The following is a 24,529-nucleotide window of genomic DNA, read 5'->3' as shown; positions in this document are numbered from 1 at the left end:
TCATCTATGCGGGCCGGAATCCGGCCCGCTCCAGTGCCGCACGCGCCTCGTCCGAGCCGAGTGCGTCGAGAAAAGCCTGCACTGCCGGGCGCTGCTTGCGCGCCGTCACCAGCGCGAAGTCATAATGCTCCTCCGCAAGCGGAATGAAGCCGAGGCCGACCGCATGGGCGACCGGCGCAATGGTCATACCCCAGTCTGCGCGATGCTGCGCGACGGCGGCGGCAACGGCATTGTGCGAGCGCGGCTGGTTCCAGTAACCCTCTGGGCGCGCGCCGCCGAGCAGCCGGTCGATCAGGATGCGCGTGCCGGCGCCCTGGTTACGATTGACCATGATGCAGGCGGAATCAGCGAGCGCCGCGGCGACGACCTCCTTCGCGCAGAGGCCCTCGAAGCGCGCATCGCCTTTCCGGAACACGATGCCCTGCATCCGCCGCCAACCCGGCACGAGCTCGAGGCCTTCAACGAGATAAGGCGTGTTGTAGGTCTCGCTTCTATCGTCGAACAGATGGATCGGTGCGAGATCGCATTCGCCGCGCCGCGCCGCCGCGAGCCCGCCGAGACTGCCGACCGCGATCGAACGCACCGCCAGCCCAGCGCGCGCCAACGGCGAAGTGACGAGATCAAGGCCAGTACAATGGCTGCCGATGATGACGAGATCTGGCACCCGGACATGCGGCGTGAACAGCGTCACCTCCGCTTCGGTTCCGGCCGGCATCTGATCGGCGAGCGCGTCGATACGCAGGAAGCCGTCGGCCTGCGCAAAGGAGGTGATGGCCCCGGAGCCCTTGCCCGAGGGATAGGCGATCAAGCCGTCCCTGCCCTCGACCAGCGAGACCATCACGAACTCGGTGCGGCCAAGTTCAGAGGCAATGCGCACCGGCACGGTCGCGCTGACCTTGGCATCGGAGCGCGGCGGCAGACCTGCCATCCGCCGCAGCACCGGCACGATCATGTCGTGGAAGGTAAACATCGCCGAGGTCGGGAAGCCCGGCAGGATCACCACCGGCTTGCCGTCGCACACAGCGAGGCACAGCGGCTTGCCCGGCTTCAGGGCCACGCCATGTGCAATGATGCCGGGCTTGCCGAGCCGGCCGATGATGCGATGAGACAGATCGCCCGCGCCTTTCGACGTGCCGCCGGACAGCACCAGCATGTCGACGTCTGTCAGCGCGCCGCGCATCGCGGCTTCGAGTTTCGCCTCATCGTCGGGAACGGCACCGAGGAAGGTCGCCTCGCCGCCGTTCTCGTCGATTGCGGCAACGACGATGGCGCCATTGGTGTCGTAGATCGCGGCAGACGCAAGCGGCTGACCAGGCTGGACCAGCTCGTCGCCGGTGGAGATGACGGCGACGCGCGGCTTGCGCGCCACGGCGACCTCGGCGATGCCGCAAGCCGCCAGCATGCCGATCTCGCGCGAGCCGATGATCGTGCCGGCGCGCAACAGCGCCTCACCGCGCGCAATGTCGGAGCCGGCATAGGATATGAACTGTCCCGGCGAAGCGGCGCGACGGACATCGATCGCGCCGGATGCGGCCGGTTCCGTATGCTCGACCATGGCAACGGCATCTGCGCCGCGCGGCAGCGGACCGCCGGTGGCGATCGGCGTCGCGGTTCCTCCCGCGACCTGCAATGTCGGCGCAGTGCCGCAATGGATGGTCTCACCGTTCAGTACGAGGCGCACCGCTGCGCCCTCGCTCGCCGCACCAAGGTCCGCCGAGCGCACCGCGAAGCCATCGACATTGGATCGGTCGAACGGCGGCACGTCGATCGGAGCCACGACGTCTTCGGCCAGGGCCGCGCCGAGCGCGTCGGCAAGCTTGCGCGTCTCGCGCGGGATCGGGCGCGGGAACAGCGCAGCTTCAAAGCGCGCCAGCGCGTCCTCGCGCGACAGGATCTTGAGGAACTGTTCCTGCTCGAGCGCGCTGCGGTCTTGCGGCTGCGAAATGCCGGTCATGTCGGAACCCATGTCATTCGCGCATCAGATAGGCATCGACCGGCGTGCCCGCCGCAAATCCCTCGCTGCTGCCGGGAATGAGCAGCCATGCATCCGCGCCCGCGATCGCGCGCAGCGGCCATTCACCGACCGCGAGCGGCATCCACGCGCCCTGCTCGTCCGCCAGCAGCGCAAGTTCGGCGACGCCGACACTGGATGCAATCTTGCGGGCGAGCGGCAGGGTCGCCGACCGGCGCGGTTGCCGCGCCGACAATCGGTCGATGATCGGAAGCCCGAGCGCGAGCCATGCCGCCAGCGCTTGATCGGGGGCGCCGGGCAAGGCGACGACGGGAACTCTTCCGAGGCGTCCGACCGCGGCAGTGCGTCCCGGCTGGAGCGCAAGACCATGGGCGATCACGTTACCGCGTTGAGCGAGCGCCGCAACGGCCGCGTCCCGGCGACCGACGCCGCTGCCGCCCATCGTCACGACGAGATCACCGACCGACGCATCGAGCGCATCGCCGATCGATGCGTCATCGCGCGCGCGGGCCTCATGGCTGCTCACATGCAGTCCCGCAGCGCGCGCAACGTGGGCGATCATGTGCATCGTCACTGTTGCGCCGGGCACATTGACGATGCGCAGCCGCGGCCGCCGCACACTCAACCTGTCTACGCCTGCGACGCGCGCGAGCAGGAGATCGGCCGCACCGATCGGAGCGCCCTCAGCGCCTGCAGATGTACGCTCGGTGACATCGCGTCCAGCGCGCCTGACGCCCTGCCCCGGCAGCCCTTCCGCCACCACCTCGGCAAGCGGGCCCGATGCGTCGACCGCATCGGCATCGAGCACGCAGTCACACCCTTGCGGCATCGCATCGCCGGCCTCCACCCAGTGCGGTGCTTTCGTCAGAGGCAGCGGCGAATAGGAGGAGGCGCCGACGAGATCGTTCGCAGACAGCGCCCAGCCGTCTGCGGCGGCAATGTCACGAGGCGGATAGGTCGTGAGCAGCGGCGTTCCCGCCGCAATGCAGCCGGCCGCCTCGGCCAGCGGCAATTCGATCGGCGCGATCGGCTCGAGCCGATCCAGCAGCGCGGCGAGCGCAGCGTCGAGCGGCGTGAGCGATGGCGGCAGGCGCTGGGTCATGCGCCATGATGGACCACGCATCGAGCGGTTTGGCAACCGCTCCCGTCAGCGAGGTCAGCCGCCGCTCTTGTCGGCGTTGGGAAAGAACAATTGCTGGCCGTCGATCTTGTAGCCGGCGATTGCGGACTGGCCCTCCGGCGAGATCAGCCAGTCGACGAAGGTCTGCCCCAGCTCCTTCTTCACGCCCGGATGCTTCTCCGGGTTCACCAGCATCACGCCGTACTGGTTGAACAGCCGCTTGTCGCCCTCGACGACGATGTCGAGATCGCCGCGGTTCTTGAAGGAGATCCAGGTGCCGCGGTCGGACAGCACGTAAGCGTTCATCGCGCTCGCGGTGTTGAGCGCCGCGCCCATGCCCTGCCCGATCTCGCGATACCAGGCGCCCTTGGCACTGGCGATGTCGATGCCGGCAACGATCCAGAGCGCGAGCTCCGCGGCATGGGTGCCGGAGCGGTCGCCGCGCGAGACGAAGGGGGCACCCTTGGCCTCGATCGCCTTCAGCGCGGTGACGATGTCCTTGCCCTTCACGCCGGCGGGATCGCTCTTCGGCCCGATCAGCACGAAATCGTTGTACATCACGTCGAACCGCTTCACGCCGAATCCGTCGGCGACGAACCGCTCCTCCTGCGGCTTGGCGTGCACGAAGACGACGTCGGCATCGCCCCGGCGCGCCGTGTCGAGCGCCTGTCCGGTGCCCTGCGCGATCACCTTCACGTCGATGCCGGTCTTGGCCTTGAAGATCGGCAGGAGGTAGCCGAACAGGCCGGAATCCTGCGTCGACGTCGTCGAAGCGACGACGATCGAGCGGTCCTCGGCGGATGACGTCGCAATGCTCGCGGCAAGGCTGCCGAGAAGCGCGAGTGCGACGGACAGGCGGCGAAAGGCCATAAGTGTGCTCCGATTTCAAACCACGAGATCGCCGCGCAGGAAAGCTCGTGCCTCCGGCGTCGACGGATGATCGAGGAAGTCGTTGGTCGCGGCCCGTTCGCACAGCGTCCCGCGCGCGAGGAAGATCACCTCGCCCACAAGCCGCCGCACCTGGCCGAGATCGTGCGACGCCATCACGATCTTGATGCCCGATTGCGCCGCACTCATGACAATCTCTTCCACCGCGCGTGTCGCGGCGGGGTCGAGATTGGCGGTCGGCTCGTCCAGCAGCAGGATCTCGGGATCGCGCGCCAGCGCACGTGCCAGCGCCAGCCGCTGCTGCTCCCCGCCGGACAGAAGCCGCGCCGGGCGATGCGCGAGATCGGCAAGTCCGACGCGTTGCAGCAAAGCCTTCGCGCGCGAGGCGCGCTGCCACCGCGGCGTGCCGGCCTGCGCGAGCGCGTAGGTCACGTTGCCCGATGCGGCGCGCCGCAACATCACGGGCCGCTGAAACACGAAGGCGCGGCGCGTCGGTGCCGGATCGGTGCGACCGCCCCAGGTGATGCGGCCGCCTGTCGGCGCGGTCAGTCCCATGCAGAGCCGCAGCAGGCTGGTCTTGCCGGACCCGTTCGGACCGACGATCAGGCACGGCACGCCCGGCGCAATCGTCAGGCTGATGTCGCGCAGAAGCGTCGTCGCGCCGGCCTTAAGCGAGACGCCATCGAGAACCAGGGGAAGATCGCTCTCCGGCGCGCGCATGGTCATCCCGTCAACCGTTGCGACCAGATGCGCGTGCCCCAGGCGGCTGCATTGATGGCGAGCACCAGCACGATCAGGATCGCGCCCAGCCCCATCGCGAGCGGCAGGTTGCCCTTGGATGTCTCGAGCGCCACCGTGGTCGTCATCGTGCGGGTAAAGCCGTCGATATTACCGCCGACGATCATGACCGCGCCGACCTCCGCCGCAGCACGGCCGAAACCGGCGAGGAGCGCGGTGATGAGGCTGAAGCGCGCGTCCCAGAGCAGGGTCGTCATGCGGCCGATCGGTCCGACATGCATGGCGTTGAGCTCATCGCGGTATTCGGCCCAGAGGTCCTCGATGGTCTGCCGCGTCAGCGCGGCGATGATGGGGAAGATCAGCACGGTCTGCGCCACCACCATCGCCGCCGGGGTGAACAGGATGCCGAAGGTGCCGAGCGGCCCCGAGCGCGACAGCAGGAGATAGAGCGCGAGGCCGACCACGACCGGCGGCAGGCCCATCATCGCATTGAGCAGCACCACCAGGACCGGCCGCCCCGGAAAGTGCGTGAGCGCCAGTAACGCACCCATTGGCATGCCAACCGCCGCCGCCAGCGCGACGGCCGCAATGCTCACGCCAAGTGAGAGCCGTACGATCGCGAACAGCGCAGGATCGCCGGCGAGGATGAGTTGCAAAGCACTGAGATGATCGGGCATGGTTCCACCGGACCCATATTGATCTGCAGAAATTCCAGCCTGCGTCAAATGCCAAAAAAGAATCAAGAATTTGCTTAGGAATGCAGAATGGACTTCCTGACGACCAGCGAAGCCGCCGATTACCTCCGGCTTGGGGAGCGCAAGCTCTATGAGCTCGTCACCACCGGCGCGATCCCCTGCAGCAAGGTGACCGGGAAGTGGCTGTTTCCCCGGCATGAGCTCGACCTTTGGGTGCTGTCCGGGCTGGCGCGGCCTGCCGGCATGATTGCCGCCGAGCCGCCGCCGATCATTGGCGGCAGCCAGGACGACCTCCTGGAATGGGGTTTGCGCGAATCCGGCTCCGGGCTCGCTTCCCTGAACGAAGGTACCGGCCGCGGGCTCGAACGTTTGCAACGCAACGAGGTGATCGCCGCGGCGGTGCACTTTCACAGCCTGGATGCCTCCGACAATCTCGCGGGCGACGCCAACGTCGCGGCGCTGCGGGCGGCGACCGACCTCCATGATGCGGTGCTGGTCGGGCTGGTGCGCCGCGAGCAGGGCCTCGTCCTGCCGGCGGGCAATCCCAAGCGGCTGCACAATCTGTCCGAGGTACTGGCGCTTGGCGCCAAGATGGCGGTGCGGCAAGAGGGCGCAGGCGCGCAGATGCTGCTCGACGTGCTCCTGAAGCGCGCCGGCGCCTCGCCCAAGGAGCTGCGCCGGCTGGAGACGCCGTGCCTCACCGGCCCGGACCTTGCGGCCGCGATCCGCGCCGGACATGCCGATTGCGGCGTGGCGAGCCGCGCCGCGGCACGCTCCGCCGGCCTCGATTTCGTGCCGCTGGTCTGGGAAAATTTCGATCTCGCGATGCGGCAGCGCAGCTATTTCCTGCCTCCGATGCAGGCCCTGATCCGCTTCCTCGGCGAAAGGCGGCTGCGGCAGCGCGCCGAGGAGCTGACCGGCTACGATCCCTCGCCGGCAGGACAGATCCGCTTCGCGTCCTGACGTTGACGCCCGCCCATAAACAGTTGCAAAAGAAACCAATTCAGCCGGGCCATACCCGGTGCAAGGCAATGAGCGGCCAACGAGCCGGATGAGGGAGGACAAGCGTGAATCCAACCAGATTGGGACTGCCAGTCGCGGCCGCCTTCGCGGCGGCGCTGATGGGCGGCGCGGCGTCGGCGCAGGTGTCCGACGATGTGGTCAAGATCGGCGTGCTCACCGACATGAACGGTCCGGCCTCGGCGCCGACCGGCCAGGGCTCGGTGACGGCGGCGCAGATGGCGATCGACGATTTCGGCGGCAAGGTGCTCGGCAAGCCGATCAGCATCGTCGTCGGCGACCACCAGCTCAAGGCCGACATCGGCGCGGCGCTCGCGCGGCGCTGGTACGACGTCGACCAGGTCGACCTGATCGTCGACGTGCCGGTCTCCGCGGTCGGGCTTGCGGTGCAGAACATCGCCAATGAGAAGAAGCGGCTGTTCATCACCCACTCCACCGGCACCGCCGACTTCCACGGCAAGTTCTGTTCGCCCTATGCGATCCAGTGGGTGTTCGACACCCGCGCGCTCGCCGTCGGCACCGCGGATGCGGTGGTCAAGCGCGGCGGCGACAGCTGGTTCTTCATCACCGACGACTATGCCTTCGGTCATTCGCTGGAGCGCGACGCCTCGAGCGTCGTGACAGCCAATGGCGGCAAGGTGCTGGGTTCGGTGCGGCCGCCGCTGGCGACCCCCGACCTCTCCTCCTTCGTGCTGCAGGCGCAGGCCTCCAAGGCCAAGATCATCGGCATCGCCGCCGGCCCGCCGAACAACATGAACGAGATCAAGACCGGCTCCGAGTTCGGCGTGTTCAAGGGCGGCCAGCAGATGGCGGCGCTGCTCGCGCTCATCACCGACATCCACGGCATCGGCCTGCAGGCGGCGCAGGGCCTGTTGCTGACCACGTCCTTCTACTGGGACATGGACGACAAGACCCGCGAGTGGTCGAAGCGCTACTTCGCCAAGATGAAGCAGATGCCGACGATGTGGCAGGCCGGCGTCTATTCCAGCGTGATGCACTATCTCGACGCCATCAAGGAGACCGGCACCGACGATCCGCTGAAGGTCGCGGCCAAGATGCGCGAGAAGCCGATCGAGGATTTCTTCGCGCGCAACGGCAAGCTGCGCGAGGACAATCTGATGGTGCACGACCTCTGGCTGGTGCAGGTGAAGTCGCCGGAGGAGAGCAAATATCCGTGGGACTATTACAAGATCCTCACCACCATTTCGGGCGACAAGGCGTTCGGGCCGCCGGACCCGGCGTGTCCGCTGGTGAAGAAGTGATCAGCGACCGAACCTAGCAGCAGCGTCATGGTCGGGCTTGTCCCGGCCATCCACGCGCTTCCGCAACCGCTGCAAGACGTGGATGCCCGGGACAAGCCCGGGCATGACGACTTGTGGCGTGCGGCCGCGCTGCTACTTCACCACCCCGGTCTCTCGGAAATACTTCATCACACCGGGATGAATCAGGTCCGGCCGCGGCGCCGCGGCGACCGTATTCGCGGCGGTGGTCTCGCAGGCCTGCGCGAGCTTCTTGCAGAACGTTGCTTCCGCACCACGCAGCGTCTTCGCCAGCCGATAGGCGACATCGTCAGGCAGGTCCTCGCGCGTCAGCACGAAACTCCAGGAGCCGAGCGAGGCGATCGGCTCGCTCTGCTTCGGATAGCTGCCGGCCGGCACGGTCAGCGGTTTCAGGAAGGAATGCTTGGCGCGGATGCGCGCGATCTCGTCACTGCTCGGCGCGATGAAGCGCGCGCCGGATGCACTCGATGCGACCGCGGCAAAACCGGGCCAGCCGATGCCCGCGCCCCAGAGCGCAGCGACGCGGCCGTCCTCGACCATCGCAGGGCCGTCGCCGGCGCGATCGAGATAGATAGCCTTGAAATCCTCGTCCTGCTTCAGGCCGAGCCCATCCAGCACGTAGCGCGCCAGGATCGGCAGGCCCGAGCCCTTGGCGCCGAACGCGACCGGCTGGCCGACGAGATCGTGAATGGTCTTGTATGGACTGTCGGCCCGCACCACGAACATGCCGGGATTGGAATAGATCGCGGTGAGAATCTTGAGCCGCACCGGCGCGCGGCCGATGCCGGCGAAGGCCTCATAGGCCGGCTCGCCCGCGACCAGAGCGAGATCGAGCTCGCCCTTCTCCAGCAGCGGAATGTTCTCGTTGCTGCCCTTGGTGTTGCGCGGGGCGATGGAGACTTGCGGATCGGCCGCATTCATCACCTCCGCGAAGGCGTTGCCATAGAGCGGAAAGCCGCCGCCCGGCGTCGCGGTGCCGAGGCTGATCGTCGTGGTCGAAATGGCCTTGTCTCCGGTTTGGGCCGCAGCGGAGCTGACGAGCAGCGCCGCGCCGAGAAGGATGGATGAAGCGAATTTCATGCTGGTTCCGGCTCCGCCTGCGTCAACATCAACTTGAGACGATGTAGGCAGGGAGCGGATTTTATGAAAGCATGCACGCAACGACAATAAAGCAATGGGAGGCTTCATGCTGCGAATCTTACGTAACGGTGTTTTCGGTCTCGTTTTACTTTCAGGCCTTTTCAGCGCTGCACCTCCCGCCACCGCCGCCGACTATCCCAACCGCCCCGTGCACTGGCTGATCGGCTTCGCCGCCGGCGGTCCGGTCGACATCGTGGCGCGGATCATGGCGCAGTGGCTGTCGGACCATCTCGGCCAGCAATTCATCGTCGAGAACCGCACCGGCTCCGGCGGCAACATCGCAGCCGCCGCCGCGATCAATTCGCCCGCGGACGGCTACACGCTGCTGTTCGTCGCGCCCAATAACGCGATCTCGACCTCGCTCTACAAGAAGCTGCCGTTCGATTTCGTGCGCGACACCGTGCCGGTCGCGAGCATCATGCAGCTCACCAACATGCTGGTCGTCTCCAACGCGATGCCGGCGAAGACGGTTCAGGAGTTCATCGACTACTGCAAGGCCAATCCCGGCAAGATCTCGTTCGCGTCATCGGGCAACGGCACCTCGGTGCACATGTCGGCGGAGCTGTTCAAGGTGATGACCAAGTGCGACATGGTGCACGTGCCCTATCGCGGCTCGGCCATCGCCTTCCCCGACATCATCTCCAACAAGGTGCAGCTGATCTTCGACAATCTGCCCTCCGCGCTGGAGCAGGCGCGCGGCGGCAGCGTCCGCGCGCTCGGGGTGACCTCGCCGCAGCGCTGGCCGAGCGTGCCCGACGTGCCCGCGATCGCGGAGACCGTTCCGGGATTCGAATCGGTCGGCTTCTACGGCATCTCCGCCCCGAAGGGCACGCCGCCTGAGGTCATCGAGATCCTCAACAAGGCCGTCGGCGAAGCGCTGAAGGACCCGAAGCTGGTCGCCCGCCTCGCCGAGACCGGCGGCATCCCCAAGCCGATGACGCCGGCCGAGTTCGGCAAGCTGGTCTCCGACGAGACCGAGAAGTGGCGCAAGGTGGTCGAATTCGCCGGCGTTTCGGTGGATTAGGGGCGGCACTCCTGCCGGCCGCGCGTGTCGCGGCCGGCCTCCACCAAAAATATCGAAAACAACCCCATGCAAAGTAGAACCGGGGGCGGCCGAACGGATGCGAGCGGCCGCGTGGCATTTGACATGTCGGGCAAAACACCGGCACAAATGCAGGATCGCCAGCCATCCGAAAAACGCCCCTGCGGGCACCGCTTCAGCCAGCGACGCCTGCGCTTCGGCCGACCGGGGACCCGGCATTGCACCCCCGGCCGAGGCCCTGTAAACGGACGACGCACCGTTGCCGGCCGCGCCCAGCGCGCCGTCTCGCGGCGGGGCCTGTAGCTCAATGGTTAGAGCCGGCCGCTCATAACGGTCTGGTTGCAGGTTCGAGTCCTGCCGGGCCCACCAACGTGATCAATATATGCGGACACTTTGAAAACGACTCGATTCCCGCTTTAAGAACGACTCGATTTCGTTTTGAGAACGACTCGATCTCAGATCTCGCTGAAACACCTAACGAATTTCGCTCCGATTTTTTCGCTAATCGTTGAGCGCGAAAAAACCGAGGGGGGTCTTTTGGCGTTCGCAGTGATGGCTTCGTAAGCGATGTCTGCAAGCCGGCGGTCGGCAGCACGACGGTCGAAAGCTCACTGCAAGCGATTCCCCAGCCATTTCTGCGCGTCAGCAATGAAGTCCTGGGCAAGCTTGGTATCAAATGCCCAGGACTCGAATCCGTGGGGAGCGTCGGGAACGGAGGTCAGGATCACGTCGACGTCGGCAGCACGCAAGCGGTCGGCAAAATCGCGATCCTCGGCGTAGAGGAGATCAATGTCCCCGACCCCGATCCAGGCAGGCGGAAGACCGCGCAGGTGGGTCCGCCGTGCAGGGACCGCATAACGCGGAAGATCGGCCGAACCAGGTTCACCCGGAAGGTACAGGCGCCAACCGTGCGTATTGGAGCGATTGTTCCAGACGAGATGTTTCGCGGCGTCGAGGTCCCGCCGCGTGGCAGTGTGGTCATCGAGCATCGGGCAGAACAACCATTGCGCGGCGGCTTCATTTCCGCCCGCGTCATGTACGCGCTGCACCAGGCTTGCCGCGAGCGCCCCACCAGCGCTCTGTCCTCCTATCGCGATGCGTTTCGCATCGATCCCCAGAGATGGCGCGGCGCGCTGCAGCCATTGCCAGGCCGCGTAGCAATCATCCAGCGGCACGGGAAAAGGATGTTCGGGCGCAAGGCGGTAGTCGACAGAGACCACGACGATCCCCAGGGCTCGCGCGGCCGAGGCGCAAAAGCGGTCGTCCAGAGCCGCGTTGCCCAAGACAAACCCGCCGCCGTGAATCCACAGCAGGGCTCCCTCGGAGCTTCGGGCCTGCGGATGGTAGATACGCAGGGGCGGCCGGAGCGCATCCTGCACCTCGAGCCTGACACCGTGAAGCTTCTTCGCATTCGGCACCATCAGCTTGCCAAGCTGACGCAGCACGTAGCGTCCCAGCGCGCTGCCGAGCGGCAGCGGCACGTTGGCCTGCCGCACCGGTTTTTGGAGCTCTAGCGCGATTTGTGAGACCTTCATGACCGTCCGCCTTGCGCGTGCGACGGCGCGTAAGGCGACGTCGTCGCCCGCACGGCGTTTTGCGTGAAGAATGAGACGAGAAGGGCGCAGAAGCCGATGACCGCCGGAGGGAAGCCGCCATCGCCTGCATTGATGTGTGCCGAGAAGGCGAGCAACAGGTGATAGAACATCCCGGCATAGGCGAGGTCGCTCAGCGCCACGCTCACGCGCGACAGGATCGCGGCGACGCCTAGGATCTTCACCGTGATCAGGATCGGAACCAGATAGGCGGGATAACCTAGCGCGCCTAGCGCGTGCCGGACCATGTCGCCCTTCGTCACGTACATTGTCGCCGAAGCGAGATAGAGCAGGCACAGGAGCGTCGTGCTGATCCAATAAGCGTATTTCCGAGCCATGGTGTTTCCCCTCATGCCAGCGTGGTGGCGAGAATCTCGCGCAACGATTTTGGGGCGCGCCCCGAAAGGCGCTGGGTGTCGCCCGTGAGGATGTCGAAGACGCCGTGAACGAAGTTTGTCTTGATCTCGACCAGAGCCTCGATGATCAGCTCGGGGAGCCCCGCCTGCGACAAGCCGGCGCGCAGTTGATCTTCCGTGATGGTCGCGTAGCTGAACGGCTTGCCGAGAATATCGGCCACCATGGCGGCGCGCTCGGCTCCGCTGACGGTCGCGGGTCCCGTCAGGTTGTAGATGGCGCCCGCGTGGCCTTCGCTGAGAAGCGCCCCAGCGGCGGCGGCCGCAAGGTCATCACGGGAAACATAGGCCACACGCTCGTCACCCAGGCCGGCCAGCATGCCCTGGTTCAAGGACATCTGGATCTCCTCCGCCATCGACTGGGCGTAGTAGTTCATGCGCAGGATGGTCCACCGCGTAGCGGTCTTGATGAGATGCTGCTCGCCCGCCCAATAGGCCGCACCGAGGCCCGGGTCCGCTTCCTCGCGTGTGCCGGCAGCCGAAACCAGGAAGATATGACCAACCCCAGCGCGCCGGGCCGCATCGATGGCCGCCGTGAGTTGCTTGCCGCGAACGCCCGGTTGCAGCTCCGAGCTTGGAATGATCAGCAGCCGATCCAGTCCCGCGTAGGCATGCAGCAGGGCTTCCGGCCGGTCGTAGTCGCCCTGCCGCGCTTCGATCCCGCCTTGCACGGCTTCCGGTGAGCGCGAGATTCCGACCAGCTGATGCCCGCCTCCGCGAGCGATCAATTCCGCAACAACAGCTTTGCCAAGCTTCCCGCTCGCTCCGCTAACTCCGACTCTCATCACGATACCCTTTCGATACGATCAAATTGTTCGTTACGATAAGATCGATATCGAGTTAGAACAAGAATGCACAGGAAGGTGCGCCACGCACACGAATGTTCGCGTCGGAACGAAAGGAAGCCGGATGACAACTTCCATCTCTGCGGCCCGGAAGGGCGCTGCGCTAGAACACGACCACGAGGACTGCCGCGCCGTCGGCCAGATCATCGATCTCATCGGCGATAAGTGGACGGTCATGGTCGTGGGCGCTCTGTCGAACGGCCCTCTTCGCTTCAACGCCATCATGCGGGAGATCGGCGGCGTGTCCCATCGCATGCTGACGCTCACCCTTCGCGCCCTGGAGCGCGAAGGGTTGGTGACGCGTACCGCCTATGCGACGATCCCGCCGAAGGTGGAGTACGAACTCACGAAGCTCGGTCGTTCGCTGATCGACCCGCTGAGAGTGCTCGGCGCCTGGGCCGTCCGGAATCGTCCCGTCATGGAGAAGGCGCGGGCAAAGTTCGAAAAAGAAAGGGGCGAAGCAGGCTAGGCTCGACGGTCTGATGCCGTTTCCGTCTCAGCTTGCCGGCGGCAGACCAGGATCGATACCGGTCATCGCGATGGACACGTCCCAGAGCCGCCGCGCGAGCGCAGGGTCCTGCGCCTCGGCCGACCGTGACGCTTCCCCTGAAACGCCTCTGACACCGCCAAGCTGTCTCGGGCCGTAATAGCCGCCTGGTTTGATCGGTCCGGTCGCCGCCTGCAGCGCCGGCCATGCGCCTTTGGCGGCGCTGTTGAGAACGATGCTGACGAGAGGGTTCAGAATCTGAAACGCTCCCATGTAGCGCCCGAGATCGGTCGCGGCCATGCCCGGATGACAGCCAGCCGCAGTCACCTGCGATCCGGCCGCGCGCAGGCGCCGATCCAGCTCGAAGAAGAAGAGCGCATTGGCAAACTTGCTGGCGGCATAGCGCTCGAAGCGGTTGTAGCCTTTGTCGGCATTGAGATCGTCCCACTCGATCTTCGCGCCCTTGTGGGCGACGCTAGAGGTCGCGACGACCCGGGCCCCCCGCGTTTCGGCCAGCTTGGGCAGGAGCAGAGCGGTCAAGGCGAAGGTGCCGAGATGATTGACGCCGAACTGGAGTTCGAAGTTCTGCTTGGTGCGCATCAACGGCGGGGTCATCACGCCGGCATTGTTGATGAGCGCATCGAGGCGCGGCTCCTTCGCCGCCAACTCGGCCGCGGCGCGGACGCTCGCGAGATCGGCCTGGTCGAGCGGAAGGAAGGCGAGATCGGCTCGCGGGGTCGCCTGCCTGATCTGCGCCATGGCGGCTTCGGCCTTCGCGCGGTCGCGACAGGCTAACAACACCCGTGCCCCACGTTCCGCGAGGACGCGGGATATCTCGAATCCGATGCCGGTATTAGCGCCGGTAACGATGAAACACTTGCCCGACTGGTTGGGCACATCGGCTTCGGTGAAGCCTTTTGACTTTGACACGATCATTCTCCTTTATTGAGTGCGTACATGCTCATTTATTCACTAAAAAATCAGGCGGCGCTTCCTTTCCAGAACAGGTCGAACCCCGCCTCACGGATGCTCTCGCGGTCTTTCGGATTCGCCGCGACGGCCTCGGTTACGATATCGGCCAATCCGAACAGAACCGTATCGATGTAGAAGGAGGCGCGCTTCGGATCGACACGCCCGGAAAGGCTTTGCTCCACGATCTCCCGCGCCTCACGGTACATGGCTTCGCAATGGTGCCGACTGGCGGCGCTGATGCGGTCGGAAAGCTTGAGTTGCCGCAGAACCTTGCGCCGGGTCGGGTTTGCGAGGCCCCAGTCGATCAGCCTGTCCCAAACGGTCCGGAAGCGCTTACGCGCCCCGCTGTCCTTGGGATAAGGGGCCAGCATGGCTTCGGCCAGGTTGGTCTCGATCTCGACGAACAACTGGTTCAGCAGGTCGTCTTTGGTCGCGAAATACGTAAACAGCGTCCCTTCGGAGACCCCGGCAGCCTGGGCAATCTTCGCGGTCGACGCGCCGACGCCGAGCATGGCCACCAAATCGGCAGCGGCAACCAAGAGCGCTTGCCGTTTCTCTTCACTAAGGGGGCGGGCCATGATCGTTCACGTAGATGAGAAAGCACTTACTCATTTATAGGCATGCCCGATACGTGTCAAGGAGTAGCGTGAGCTTCCACCGCAACACCGGCATCGAAAGTGATCACGTTCGGCCGAGGGAAGGCATTCGCCCTACCTCGTCTCTGCTATTCATCTTCTCCTCGATGAAGTCCAGAAGGTCGAGGACGAAGGCGGCGAATTCGGTGCGGCGGGGTGTCATGAGTTGCTCCGTTGGTTTCGATCCGGAGCTTGTGGGCGCCGAAGGTTTACATGGGTCTCATTGGCAGCCACTGCGGCAACATTCGTTGCCGCGAGGGCAAACCTTCATGGCCATGCATGAGTCCCGCTGCGGCAACCTGCGAGCAGGCCGTTCATAGCGGCCTGCTCGGTCAGAAAAAACAGCCATTTCGCGAGCGTTTTCGCGAAAAAATTGGGCTGAATATCAGCGCACTCTCAATCGCTTACGAAATCGAGTCGGTTTCAAAACGAAAAAGAGGGTGATCGAGTCGTTCTTAAAGTCAAAATCGAGTCGTTTTCAAAATGCGTGGTCGTGGAAAATCAACGGGATAGCCGAGCCGTTTTCAAAGTGGCCCCACAATAACTAACTTACATCATCCTCATTGCCTGCGGCGCAGCCGCCGCACCAGAAACCGCACCAGATACGTCCACTTTTCGTTCGTGAGAGCGGTTCGTGCTCCACTTCCACGGCTGCGATCTTCCTCGCGGCAAGTACCGCGTTCGCTAAGGGCTCAATTTCGGGAATGGATTTTCGGGTCTATTGTCCGCAAGGGGCGCAAAAGCGGACCTCTTTTTGGGTGGGCACCAACTGCAGGAGTTTTTGTCTTTACCTGTACTGCGGGTCCTTGTGATTGCTACTTTCCGAAAATCCCGCCGTTTCCCGCTCTCCACCCCAAATCTTATTTCCCGCCCGCTTCCGGTGCTCGCGAAAGTATTCGTTACGCTCGGCAAAGTACCTGTCGATTGCTTGTTTGGCCTCCCCAACGGACGAATAGTCGCTGTTGTGAAGAATAGCCCGTGCCATTCCGCTGAACACTGCTTCGATGACGTTCAAGAATTGCGCGCCTGCAGGCAATGGCGCGGTCTCTACTCGGGTGGAGCCCGTGACCTCTGCCATTACATTGTTTGACGCGATCCAACGCGCGAGTTGTTTGGACATGTGCCATGAAGCCGCGTCCCAAGATAGATAAAGTCGCGCGAGATGGCGATTGTGAGCGAGCAATTGGTCCAGCAGCTTGATAATTTCTGCCGTGTTCTTCTTCTCCGAATAAAAATGCGTTACTTGATTTGTGGAAAGCTCCAAGGCCGCGGTGATAATCAACGTCCCCTTAGATCTCTGCCACTGAGGTACCGTTGGATTCACGCCAGGAGCGACAAGTCGGCGCCCGCCGCGCTTCGAGACCGTGATTGGTCCGAACTCGTCAATCGAGAAGAATCCCTCGTCATGCCTTAAGCCTCGCAGGATGGACTTCACGTTGTCGAGCTTATTTCGATACTCAAGGTCCCTGCTTGTTAAGACCTGCCTCGCTTTCAACCATCGATAACCTGCTGCCTTGATGATGGATTGAATGCTCCGCTTGCTCAGTCGGACGCCTGTTGCCTTTAGGGCTTGCTGCAGATCAGCGCGTTTCCATGTGGTTTTTTAACGGACCAGCAGGACTGCGATGGCGGAGGCGAAACCCAGCACTAGTATGCTGGCAGCTGTTACCGCGACCAAGTCGATCGAGTTGTGGTGAAGGTGAAGGCGCATGGCGACCTCCCGCGCGTTGGCGACCTATTAATTCGGCAATCGCCAAAACAGTTCCCTCGGACAGGTCGTCGGCAGCTCGCTCTACCTTTCATTCCGAAAGTCGGGACTCAGCGAGAAGCGCTCCGGCAAGTCACTAGACGGCAGGTCGGAGTTCAAGCGTCTCATGCGCGCCCTGACGCCCGGCGACGTAGTCGTGGTGACTCGCCTCGATCGGCTGGCGCGCTCCAGCCATGACCTGCAGAACATCGTTCATGACCTGCAGGAAGCTGGTTGCGGCTTTACCAGCTTGGCTGAGTCGTGGTGCGACACCACCAGCCCGGCGGGCAAGTTGCGAGTGACCATCCTCGGCGGGATCAGCGAATTCGAGCGATCACTGATCCTTGCCCGCACCGAGGCCGGCATCGCCAAGGCCCGCAAGCAAGGCAAGCGGTTCGGTCGACCCTCCGCCCTCGATGCAGGCCAGCGCCAGAAGATCGCCGAGTGCTATGCTGCAGGCGAGACAATGGCCGCGCTGGCAGAAGAATACGAAGTGGGCGAGGCCACGATCTGGCGGGCCCTGCAACCGGCACTGGCGTTCCTCGGCCGGGCTCCGACACCGGCAAGCGCAAAGGCCTCTCAGCGGCCAGTGGTCAGCCGCGGCGGGATCTGGGACATCATCCAGAGCTCGATCGCAGCCAGGATCGCGACCGCCGCGCCGATTACCACATGCACCGTCATCGCGGTGGTTCCCTGGAAGCCCAATACCCAGGGCGAAACCAGCGCCCACAAACCGACGACGAGGTTAAGCCACTCCTCCCACACCGCGAATGCCGCCAGCGCCGCGATTGCGAGGATCGCGATAGCGATGCCGGTGATATAGGCGTTGGTGGAGACCGTTCCGGCGTCGAAGCCGAACATCCAGGGCGAAACGAACAGAATCGCGCCAAGGATCAGGTTTGCGACGTCGCACAGTTTTGCGTTCGTCCAGTTCGCCATCCAGTTCTCCATGACACCCTCCATTGGAAGGTTTACACGCTAATCAACCGTAAGTTCGCCGCGCTGGTTCCATCGCGGCCCGCGGCATAATGGCAAGGGACAATCCCCGCGAGGCCGCCAACTGAGGTGGCCTTACTCTTCCGCGAGTTTCGTTTCGATGTAGGCATTTACGGTTTCAGCGAAGGAACGCTGCACGCCAACCACAGCATTATACTGGGCCAGAACGTCTTGCTGGATAAGCCTTAGGCCGCTCTTGCGAGCGCCCGAGGGCGTAACTTCCAGGTACTCGTTGATGGCCCTCTCAGCCAGTGGAATTGCGTTTGGGTCTCCCTTGGCGATCAGCCGCCGCAGGATCCCCTGACAAGTATCCAGGTGGGGCATACCGTGAATATGCGCCCGGATTCGCGAAATTCAACTTCAGACACCGGGGGTTCGATACGGACAGTTTCCCGTTGTCGACGAGCCGCAAACCTCGGCCGCTCGTTCGTTCTGCAGAACGGCCCGGCGACGATTTCGAAACGAGACGACCCCTAATTTACGGGTAATGCTTGCCGACAACAGCCGCGCCACCTTGCACGACCCTGCAGCATCAAAGACAAGCGCAGGAGCAAAATGACCTTCGATCCTGAGGAGATCGTCACATTGTACGGGCAGGGCCAAATGACGCTTCCCGCTGTTCAGCGGGTCGTGGCCCAGAAGCTACACGGCTTGGACGCCACGATATTCAGGGAAGCTCAGCCGTCGCTTCTCGACCATGAGCAGATAGCGAAGCTCGCCGCAGAGTGGAGCTAGCGGCCGGTCTTTCCTGTGGACCACAGGGCTAGGCAGCATCGACTCAGACATTCTCCGACGGTGCACGACCCCTCTCCCGGTCGCGCGCTGGGACCTTTAAGCCCCGGCCCAGCTCCCTTGGCTGGGGCTCTCTTTCGATCAACGCTATCGCTCCGCCATGAACCTTGATCGTTACGCCGGAACGGCCAGCGCTGCGGGCCTCGTACTGCTAATCATCACTTGGTTAGGCCTGTGGGGCCCGCTCCATTCGACGTGGACGGATATCGGTGAGTTCATCAAAGTGCTTGGGTCGATCGCGACTGGAGGCGCGGCCGTCACCGGTGCGGTTGCGGCATGGCGCGGACTGGAAAAGTGGCGCGCCGAGACGGCCTGCATCAACAAGAACCATACGCCATTCCTGCGGGAAACCGGCGTGCTGTAGCCGCGCGCTGATCGTCCCCAAAAACGAAAAGAGGCCGCCAACTGAGGCGGCCTCTTGCGCGTGTCCTTTATGCTATTAGCGCTTGAGCTTACCGGGCGCGTAGCCTGAGGCTCCTGGAGATCCGGTTACGGGTCCATTGGACTGCATCTGATGGCCGGGGGAATAGCCTGAAGCGCCGGTCGCGCCCGTGACGGGGCCGCTGCTCTGGAACGAATGGCCCGGCGAGAAGCTGGAGGCGCCTCCGCCAAAGCTGCCGCCCGGTCCACGCGCATGGGCCGCCGAAGTGACAGCGACCAACGCAGCCGCGACTACGAACACCTTTTTCATTTGATCCACCCTTTCTCTCTTTGACCGGCTGCCAACGATTCAGCAGCCGTCCCGGATCGGGAAAAAGTAGAAATCGGATGGCGTGTTCAAAGTAAGACGCAGTCTGGTCTTTGGTGCGAATGCGTCAAAGCTCGAACGATCTTATTCGAGATTGCGATCTCATATCCTGACAGCAAGCTTACATGGGAACCTTGTGCCCCAGCTTTACCTATCGAACAGCGCGTGACTCTAGCGATGAAGCGAGCATGCGCGTGGATCACGATGCTCGCGACGCGGCACGCTGATCGCGGCTCATTGCTCGTCGTCATCCTCCCGACCGCGGCGCCAACCGTAACCGTCCCAACGTGGACTGTAATAGCCATAGTTATAGCGGTACCGATAACGCTCTCGCCACTCGTCGCCATCATCATAGCGTCGATAGTAGCCGTAGGGACGGTAATAGTCCCGCTGGTGCCAGCAGCGCCCCGATTCGTTGCAGACCCAGCGAACCTGCTCGACGTTCAACGTTGGTGCGGTCGAACGCGAGATCGGCATGGCGTCGGCATTACTCGCGGCAAGGGCGGCGAACGCCGCGGAAGAGAGTAGAATGGCAATCGGCTTTCCCATCGGAGTCTCCATGGCTGCATTCATGGGCGCAGTGTGTCGCGGGAGGCGCCGCCGTGGCTGGGGACGCCTTGCCGACCGGCGTCAGTACCGGCCTTGGTAATAGCGCTCGTCACATTCAGCGACATAGATCCTGCCGTCGGGAGCGCGGTAGCGGCACATTTCCCGCCCAGACGGTGGTGGGTTGGTAGAGTCGGCTACGGCCGCGCCAAGCAGGGCGCCGGCACCAGCACCAAGAATGGTGCTACCCGCATTCCGGCCGATAGCTTGACCCACGAGCGCTCCACCGACAGCGCCCACGGCGGCGCCGGTCGCGGCCCGTTGCTGCTGTTGAGTTTGTGCGCAGCCCGCGAGTGAAATGCAAATGGCTAAGATACTAGCCGCAGAAATCTTTGGAATATTCACGCGCGTGAGCCTCTTTGCGTTGATTGTGATGAAGAAGATGGTCCCAGCGACTGACCTGGTGGAATGACGAACCATCGTGGCCGCGTTCGGGCCGTAAGAGGGTGCTATCACGACCACCACCGCGTGGCCGGCTGTCATGCTGATCGGGCCAACACAAAGGCCCGCCGGCGGTCGGGGCGCTGCTTTTGCAGCTCCCTCTGTTGATCCGGCGGGCCTTCTTCCGCGCTGGCGGATTAGTCCTCGTCGTCGTCCCAACCCGAAACGCTGCGGTAATCGTGGTCGCAATGGCGATATCGATGTTGGGGCGCGTAATAGCCATCATCATAGCCGCTGTAGTCGCGGCTGTACGTCGAATATCCGCTGTAGTAACGACGAGGGGCTGGATAGCTGTAGGACGGATAGGACTCGTAACCTCGCGCTTCCGACGCCAGTGCGCCGCCGACGAGAGCCCCGACGACCAAACCGCCGATAAGCGCCGCGTTGCGGCCGTCGTGTGCTTGAGCTGGTCCGGATCCGGTGAACAGCGTTGCGGCGACGGCAAGCGTGGCGACGCTGCTTGAAAGAGCTTTCTTGAACGAAACCATTGTCCCCTCCATGTGGTGATCGCGTTCTACATCGCGCGCTTTGAAGGAAGGCTGAACCTGCCGTTGTCGCCCGTTCATCTAAGAGAGTGGCTGGCCGTTCTTGAGTTTGACGCCGCCGCGCGTTGATCGACCTCGAACCCAAGAATTGTCGTGAGAAAGACGTCGTCTCGCGCGAACATTACCGCAGAGCGGATAACGGCTGCGCCAGGGAATGTGGCTTGCACGGCCGCCTCGCCCTCGCCGTGACTGCGAATATAGGGTGAAGACGATGCGGGGTCCGCACCTTGCCGGCAACGACCGCTCAATTTGTTCAAGCTGCGCATCGCTGAGACCGGAAACGTGACCAATGACTTCAAGGAGCAAGTGTTTCAGCATAGCTCGACCTTGCTGGCAGCGGCGCAACAACTCGGGGCAACCAAGCGAAAGTGGGCACGGGCTCGGGGGTTGTGTCAGTTGCTGTGTGAGCCGATAGCGGCCCGGCCGCCAACCCCTCTGAGCTTGGGACGTGCTGGCTGATATTTAGTCCCACATCAATTGTGTCCAGCATCTGGATGCCATGGGGAAAGGCTTATCTGAACCAGACAGATCTGGCGCAGGCCGTTAGCATGCGGGGTTGACGCAGGGCGACCAAGACGGCATTGGAGGCAATGCTCGATCTCTTTGGGACAGCCTGGCCCGATGCTACTGCCGATTTTCAAAGCATTGATTTGGAGCATACCGAGAGAGAGACTGCTCGTGGTTCAAGGATTTTGGGTATTCCCATGGCCTGGCTCTTTTTGCTCATTGCTGGCCTGTGCGAAATCGCCTGGGCGATCGGCCTCAAATTCACGGAAGGCTTCGCACGTCTTTTGCCAACAATCGGCACGGTCGTCGCCATGGCGGCCAGCATTGGGTTCCTCGGACTCGCCCTTAAGTCGCTGCCGGTCGGTACGGCCTATGCGGTGTGGACGGGCATTGGCACTGTTGGCACCACGGCGCTCGGCATCTATCTATTTAACGAGCCCGTGACGTTGTTTAGGTTAGCCTGTATCGGCTTTATTCTCTTGGGCATCATCGGACTGAAAATCACCTCTTAGGCGGAGCGGTGCGATGAGACCTGTTGGAAGTCAGCTCAGAAGTAGCTTTCCAACGTGCCGCGCCGTCGGACGTCGAGCGTGGCGCAGTGGAAGGCGCCACCAAATGCCGCATAGTGTAGGAACTTGCAGGGAATCGGCTCGAATCCCCAATTCTCAAACGCACGCATCGTTGCGGTATGATGTGGATCTACGATGACGCGCTTCTCATCCACCATCAATACGTTCATGTTGAGCCATTTCCCGCATAGTGAAGTGATCCTGAGCACTGGATCGGTGATCGGGGCGGACTCGGGAGCCACGAGGATGTCCCATCCTTTCAAGACGGCCGGAAGATGGTCGACGTCTATGAACTCGGGATTGATCAGAATCTTGCCGGGCCGAAGCGGCAATATGGTGGTGTCGATGTGCATTGGATTGGGACAGCGGCTCTCAATCTCGTGGATGCGATAACCGTCGCCAAGGTGACGACGCAGCCATTCAATGCCGGACGCATTGGTGACGTTGCTGCGGGTCACGAACAAGTCGCGCCCGCAGCGAAAGAAGTCGGCAGCGTCAAAGACTGGTTCGAATTCGGTGAGAATGTATGAGATCGGCTCGCCTTTCTTCGGAACGCGAAATTCGGGGTCGAACAGTTCGTCCGCCAGTTGCGGTCTGGGCGCGCTCGTCCACCGCGCGCCACGTTGGAAATAGTCCTTCAGGATCGGACGATAGGACTGTGTCTCGAAGTAGCGACAGGGCCAAACCATTGGGGTTTCGATGATCTCGTCGCCGATCACGAGCATGCTGTCGCGCGGGCAGGAATTGGAGAAGCCGCGCGAGGACCATCCCGGCGTGCTGAAGCGCTTCCTGTGGTCGACAGCGTCCGGCCGCCTTACGATGATGCCCAGCGACTGTAGCAGCGCAACAAAGTTATCAAGCTCACGCTGCGCCGGTTCGATCATGATCCTTGGGTAACGAAAGCCTGCGAGCAGCGACTGAGCACGCGCTGCCATGTCCGGAATGTTGCAGGTGACAACCGGATGATCGGACGGGATGACCGCACCCTCAAGCCTTCCGACGATCACTTCCTCCAGCGTGCCCCACTCGTTGTGTGAGTTCACCGGAGAAACTCGGCCCGACGGAGCGGCATCCGAACCGCGAACGTGCGTGACCACGTCCATGCACGAGACCCTCTGTGCACTACAACAGCCACCGGTTCTGGAAGTTCCAGGCGTCGGACCCCCGGTTGTGGGTCGATCGCAAATTTCTGGTGGCCCTCCTGGGCCATCAGCGAAGTGCGCCTCGTCTGATGGAGGCCCGCTCGGTGGGGCATAGCGGGAATTACGGTGACAGTGCACTCAATGATCCCGGCCGCTTTCGTGGTCTCGAAGGCGTATGAATTGAGCGCACTGTCACCGTAATGTCACGCCTCGCAGGCGAGCCGGTCGGCTTGCTTGCGTGCTTCCGTCGCCCGCTCCGCCGCCGCTCGGACCGATGCGCCGTAAATGGTCTCGCGTGATTTGGTGCCCATGCCAACAGGGAGGATCGCCGGGCCGCACGACGCGGGCAAGCCGCTACAGATTGCGGTGGACAACGTGCCGAGCACAAGGCGATCGGTGCCGGAGCCGATTGAGCCGGCCCCGTACATCGAGGAAGCCTATCGGCTGTGGGACCTCAAGCAGCGGGGCAAGTGAGAGCGCGCGGGGATGCGATCTGCCCCCGCATCTCAGCATATCTTCGCATTGTCGGCCTCGTCGCAAATGTGGCCGGGCCAGCCCCGGACCGATGGACCGAACCATATTGGAATGCCGCCCCAGATAATCCAGCGGCCATCCGGTTCAACCGGAAGCCTCATAGGCACGCGGATTTTGACGCGTGGCTCGCGAGCCACGGCGGACGTTGTGAGCATGGCGATCGCAATCAATCCAATCGACAAGAGCTTGATTGTAGTCATTGAACTTGCCTTTTAGCCCTTGATGGGGCTGCAACCTTAACCCGTTTCTTCAACCTCGTGCAGGCGAACCTGTGCCGCCCTCGCCAAGGTGTAACAAGCACAAACGGCATCCGTCGTTCGGGGGCACTTACCGCTGTCACCCTGCTCGTCAAACTCGCGACGTTTGAAGGGGCATGATTTCGGGGCGCGTACCCATCAATAGGAGAAACATACCGCGCTCGGCTTGGTACTTAGCTTCGGCACGGGTACTTTCCCAACCCTGCAAGACGGCGTCGTCTAAGGGGTCACATACCCGCCATTCCCAATTACGACGGCGAGCGGTCGTCTGTTGATCGCCCCATATATGGTAGTCTTACTTATTGCGAGGTTCACCATGAGGAAGACGTTATTGGCTCTCGCTGCCGCCGCGACTTTGGCCGTTTTAGCAGCCTCGCCAGCGTATCCGCGCGATGATTACGGACCCGGCGGCAATCCGTATCCGCGCACTTATCCCGGACCACCACGCGGCACTCCGTACTGGTCGGGCTATGTCGATGCCCCGGTTGGCGAGGCGATGCCTCCCTGCCACTGGAATACCCAGCGCTTCTGGGACGGGCAGGGCTGGCGGGAGCGCCGCGTGCGAACCTGCGGCAGCGATCCAGCTTGGCCTTCCAGGCCTTAGAAGCTGACGACGGCTCGCGCAGCGACACACAATGCCGCCGCTACTAGCATCGCCAACGTGGTCAGTGCGATGAATAGATTACGGTGACAGTGCACTCAATGCTTCTGGCCGCTTTCATGGGCTCGAAGCTTATGAATTAAATGCACTGTCACCGTAATACCTCCACCAGCCTACGCTCGCTTCGCGAACTTCGGCTAGGCAA

Annotated in this window: 28 protein-coding genes, 1 tRNA gene and 2 pseudogenes; 11 read left to right on the top strand and 20 right to left on the bottom strand. The window is 63.1% G+C overall.

Features of this window, described 5'->3' with window-relative positions; translation table 11 throughout:
• Positions 1-4: 4 nt before the first annotated feature.
• From K289_RS0118000 to K289_RS0117980, 5 genes are read right to left on the bottom strand one after another with little or no spacing between them, the layout of a single operon-like run.
• Entirely contained in the window at positions 5-1,954 is a 1,950-nt protein-coding gene (locus tag K289_RS0118000) for a molybdopterin biosynthesis protein (RefSeq protein ID WP_027552810.1), read from the bottom strand.
• Between the two features lie 13 nt (positions 1,955-1,967).
• Positions 1,968-3,074 (bottom strand): molybdopterin-binding protein, encoded by a 1,107-nt coding sequence (locus K289_RS0117995; protein WP_027552809.1) that lies wholly within the window; start codon positions 3,072-3,074, stop codon positions 1,968-1,970.
• A gap of 54 nt (positions 3,075-3,128) precedes the next feature.
• Complete coding sequence (locus tag K289_RS0117990) at positions 3,129-3,962, bottom strand: extracellular solute-binding protein (RefSeq protein WP_027552808.1); 834 nt, start codon at positions 3,960-3,962, stop codon at positions 3,129-3,131.
• Positions 3,963-3,977: 15 nt separating this feature from the next.
• Positions 3,978-4,700 (bottom strand): ATP-binding cassette domain-containing protein, encoded by a 723-nt coding sequence (locus K289_RS0117985; protein WP_027552807.1) that lies wholly within the window; start codon positions 4,698-4,700, stop codon positions 3,978-3,980.
• A gap of 2 nt (positions 4,701-4,702) precedes the next feature.
• A complete protein-coding gene (locus tag K289_RS0117980) occupies positions 4,703-5,395 on the bottom strand; it encodes an ABC transporter permease (RefSeq protein ID WP_027552806.1) in 693 nt (230 codons plus the stop codon).
• 87 nt (positions 5,396-5,482) lie between these two features.
• On the opposite strand from K289_RS0117980, the gene K289_RS0117975 reads away from it, so the two are divergent.
• Positions 5,483-6,376, top strand: a complete 894-nt coding sequence (locus K289_RS0117975) for a helix-turn-helix transcriptional regulator (protein ID WP_027552805.1) — start codon at positions 5,483-5,485, stop codon at positions 6,374-6,376.
• A gap of 104 nt (positions 6,377-6,480) precedes the next feature.
• Positions 6,481-7,695 carry an ABC transporter substrate-binding protein gene (locus K289_RS0117970; protein ID WP_027552804.1) on the top strand — a complete coding sequence of 405 codons (1,215 nt, stop codon included), beginning with the start codon at positions 6,481-6,483 and terminating at the stop codon, positions 7,693-7,695.
• A 132-nt stretch (positions 7,696-7,827) separates the two neighbouring features.
• Here K289_RS0117970 and K289_RS0117965 read toward each other — a convergent pair whose 3' ends face one another.
• Positions 7,828-8,793, bottom strand: coding sequence for a TAXI family TRAP transporter solute-binding subunit (locus K289_RS0117965; protein ID WP_027552803.1), 966 nt, complete (start codon positions 8,791-8,793; stop codon positions 7,828-7,830).
• 106 nt (positions 8,794-8,899) lie between these two features.
• Here K289_RS0117965 and K289_RS0117960 point away from each other — a divergent pair, with 106 nt between their 5' ends.
• Both K289_RS0117960 and K289_RS0117955 read left to right on the top strand, forming a co-directional pair.
• Positions 8,900-9,877 carry a tripartite tricarboxylate transporter substrate binding protein gene (locus tag K289_RS0117960; RefSeq protein WP_027552802.1) on the top strand — a complete coding sequence of 326 codons (978 nt, stop codon included), beginning with the start codon at positions 8,900-8,902 and terminating at the stop codon, positions 9,875-9,877.
• Positions 9,878-10,188: 311 nt separating this feature from the next.
• Positions 10,189-10,264: transfer RNA gene (locus tag K289_RS0117955), tRNA-Ile, on the top strand.
• Positions 10,265-10,503: 239 nt separating this feature from the next.
• Here the strand turns inward: K289_RS0117955 and K289_RS0117950 are convergent.
• The 3 genes from K289_RS0117950 to K289_RS0117940 are packed head-to-tail and all read right to left on the bottom strand — an operon-like array spanning position 10,504 to position 12,628.
• Complete coding sequence (locus K289_RS0117950; RefSeq protein WP_027552801.1) at positions 10,504-11,430, bottom strand: alpha/beta hydrolase; 927 nt, start codon at positions 11,428-11,430, stop codon at positions 10,504-10,506.
• Positions 11,427-11,825, bottom strand: coding sequence for a DoxX family protein (locus K289_RS0117945; protein WP_027552800.1), 399 nt, complete (start codon positions 11,823-11,825; stop codon positions 11,427-11,429). The genes K289_RS0117950 and K289_RS0117945 overlap by 4 nt, the downstream gene beginning before the upstream one ends.
• An 11-nt stretch (positions 11,826-11,836) precedes the next feature.
• Positions 11,837-12,628: an NAD(P)H-binding protein gene (locus tag K289_RS0117940; protein ID WP_245283944.1), complete on the bottom strand. Its 792-nt coding sequence runs from the start codon at positions 12,626-12,628 to the stop codon at positions 11,837-11,839.
• Positions 12,629-12,809: 181 nt separating this feature from the next.
• Between K289_RS0117940 and K289_RS0117935 the strand changes: the two genes are divergently transcribed.
• Positions 12,810-13,214, top strand: a complete 405-nt coding sequence (locus K289_RS0117935) for a helix-turn-helix domain-containing protein (protein WP_051310631.1) — start codon at positions 12,810-12,812, stop codon at positions 13,212-13,214.
• Between the two features lie 27 nt (positions 13,215-13,241).
• Here K289_RS0117935 and K289_RS0117930 read toward each other — a convergent pair whose 3' ends face one another.
• Both K289_RS0117930 and K289_RS0117925 read right to left on the bottom strand, forming a co-directional pair.
• Positions 13,242-14,162 carry an oxidoreductase gene (locus K289_RS0117930; RefSeq protein ID WP_027552797.1) on the bottom strand — a complete coding sequence of 307 codons (921 nt, stop codon included), beginning with the start codon at positions 14,160-14,162 and terminating at the stop codon, positions 13,242-13,244.
• Between the two features lie 50 nt (positions 14,163-14,212).
• A complete protein-coding gene (locus K289_RS0117925; protein ID WP_027552796.1) occupies positions 14,213-14,782 on the bottom strand; it encodes a TetR/AcrR family transcriptional regulator in 570 nt (189 codons plus the stop codon).
• A gap of 270 nt (positions 14,783-15,052) precedes the next feature.
• Between K289_RS0117925 and K289_RS50525 the strand changes: the two genes are divergently transcribed.
• Positions 15,053-15,283 (top strand): hypothetical protein, encoded by a 231-nt coding sequence (locus K289_RS50525; RefSeq protein WP_156918033.1) that lies wholly within the window; start codon positions 15,053-15,055, stop codon positions 15,281-15,283.
• Positions 15,284-15,626: 343 nt separating this feature from the next.
• Here the strand turns inward: K289_RS50525 and K289_RS44595 are convergent.
• Positions 15,627-16,427, bottom strand: a pseudogene (locus K289_RS44595) (IS630 family transposase); the annotation flags it as partial.
• A 241-nt stretch (positions 16,428-16,668) separates the two neighbouring features.
• On the opposite strand from K289_RS44595, the pseudogene K289_RS52320 reads away from it, so the two are divergent.
• Positions 16,669-16,965: pseudogene (locus tag K289_RS52320) on the top strand (recombinase family protein); the annotation flags it as partial.
• Here K289_RS52320 and K289_RS52850 read toward each other — a convergent pair.
• Together K289_RS52850 and K289_RS0117900 are read right to left on the bottom strand one after the other, a co-directional pair.
• A complete protein-coding gene (locus tag K289_RS52850) occupies positions 16,921-17,112 on the bottom strand; it encodes a hypothetical protein (RefSeq protein WP_027552795.1) in 192 nt (63 codons plus the stop codon). The pseudogene K289_RS52320 and the gene K289_RS52850 sit on opposite strands and share 45 nt — an antisense overlap.
• A gap of 53 nt (positions 17,113-17,165) precedes the next feature.
• Positions 17,166-17,525 carry an SPW repeat protein gene (locus tag K289_RS0117900; protein WP_027552794.1) on the bottom strand — a complete coding sequence of 120 codons (360 nt, stop codon included), beginning with the start codon at positions 17,523-17,525 and terminating at the stop codon, positions 17,166-17,168.
• Positions 17,526-18,137: 612 nt separating this feature from the next.
• On the opposite strand from K289_RS0117900, the gene K289_RS0117890 reads away from it, so the two are divergent.
• Positions 18,138-18,317: a hypothetical protein gene (locus tag K289_RS0117890; RefSeq protein WP_027552792.1), complete on the top strand. Its 180-nt coding sequence runs from the start codon at positions 18,138-18,140 to the stop codon at positions 18,315-18,317.
• A 157-nt stretch (positions 18,318-18,474) separates the two neighbouring features.
• Entirely contained in the window at positions 18,475-18,738 is a 264-nt protein-coding gene (locus K289_RS0117885; RefSeq protein ID WP_027552791.1) for a hypothetical protein, read from the top strand.
• A gap of 75 nt (positions 18,739-18,813) precedes the next feature.
• Here K289_RS0117885 and K289_RS48695 read toward each other — a convergent pair whose 3' ends face one another.
• The 4 genes from K289_RS48695 to K289_RS0117865 form a co-directional block, all read right to left on the bottom strand.
• Positions 18,814-19,065 (bottom strand): hypothetical protein, encoded by a 252-nt coding sequence (locus K289_RS48695; protein WP_084788636.1) that lies wholly within the window; start codon positions 19,063-19,065, stop codon positions 18,814-18,816.
• A gap of 291 nt (positions 19,066-19,356) precedes the next feature.
• Positions 19,357-19,671 carry a hypothetical protein gene (locus tag K289_RS51615; protein ID WP_035685024.1) on the bottom strand — a complete coding sequence of 105 codons (315 nt, stop codon included), beginning with the start codon at positions 19,669-19,671 and terminating at the stop codon, positions 19,357-19,359.
• Between the two features lie 81 nt (positions 19,672-19,752).
• Complete coding sequence (locus tag K289_RS52315; protein WP_143199901.1) at positions 19,753-20,073, bottom strand: YMGG-like glycine zipper-containing protein; 321 nt, start codon at positions 20,071-20,073, stop codon at positions 19,753-19,755.
• 233 nt (positions 20,074-20,306) lie between these two features.
• On the bottom strand, positions 20,307-20,657 hold the full coding sequence (locus tag K289_RS0117865) for a hypothetical protein (RefSeq protein ID WP_027552790.1): 351 nt from the start codon (positions 20,655-20,657) through the stop codon (positions 20,307-20,309).
• A gap of 761 nt (positions 20,658-21,418) precedes the next feature.
• Between K289_RS0117865 and sugE the strand changes: the two genes are divergently transcribed.
• Entirely contained in the window at positions 21,419-21,733 is a 315-nt protein-coding gene (gene sugE / locus K289_RS0117860) for a quaternary ammonium compound efflux SMR transporter SugE (protein ID WP_027552789.1), read from the top strand.
• Positions 21,734-21,768: 35 nt separating this feature from the next.
• Here sugE and K289_RS0117855 read toward each other — a convergent pair whose 3' ends face one another.
• Positions 21,769-22,893, bottom strand: coding sequence for an amidinotransferase (locus tag K289_RS0117855; protein ID WP_027552788.1), 1,125 nt, complete (start codon positions 22,891-22,893; stop codon positions 21,769-21,771).
• A 348-nt stretch (positions 22,894-23,241) separates the two neighbouring features.
• On the opposite strand from K289_RS0117855, the gene K289_RS50515 reads away from it, so the two are divergent.
• Positions 23,242-23,406 (top strand): hypothetical protein, encoded by a 165-nt coding sequence (locus K289_RS50515; protein WP_156918032.1) that lies wholly within the window; start codon positions 23,242-23,244, stop codon positions 23,404-23,406.
• Between the two features lie 32 nt (positions 23,407-23,438).
• On the opposite strand, the gene K289_RS0117840 is transcribed toward K289_RS50515, so the two are convergent.
• Positions 23,439-23,666 carry a hypothetical protein gene (locus tag K289_RS0117840; protein WP_027552787.1) on the bottom strand — a complete coding sequence of 76 codons (228 nt, stop codon included), beginning with the start codon at positions 23,664-23,666 and terminating at the stop codon, positions 23,439-23,441.
• Positions 23,667-24,529: the final 863 nt, after the last annotated feature.

This window comes from Bradyrhizobium sp. Cp5.3, from assembly GCF_000426265.1.
Taxonomy (GTDB): domain Bacteria; phylum Pseudomonadota; class Alphaproteobacteria; order Rhizobiales; family Xanthobacteraceae; genus Bradyrhizobium; species Bradyrhizobium neotropicale.
The sequence above is the reverse complement of the archived record's forward strand: the minus strand, read 5'-3'. Positions and strand labels throughout refer to the sequence as shown.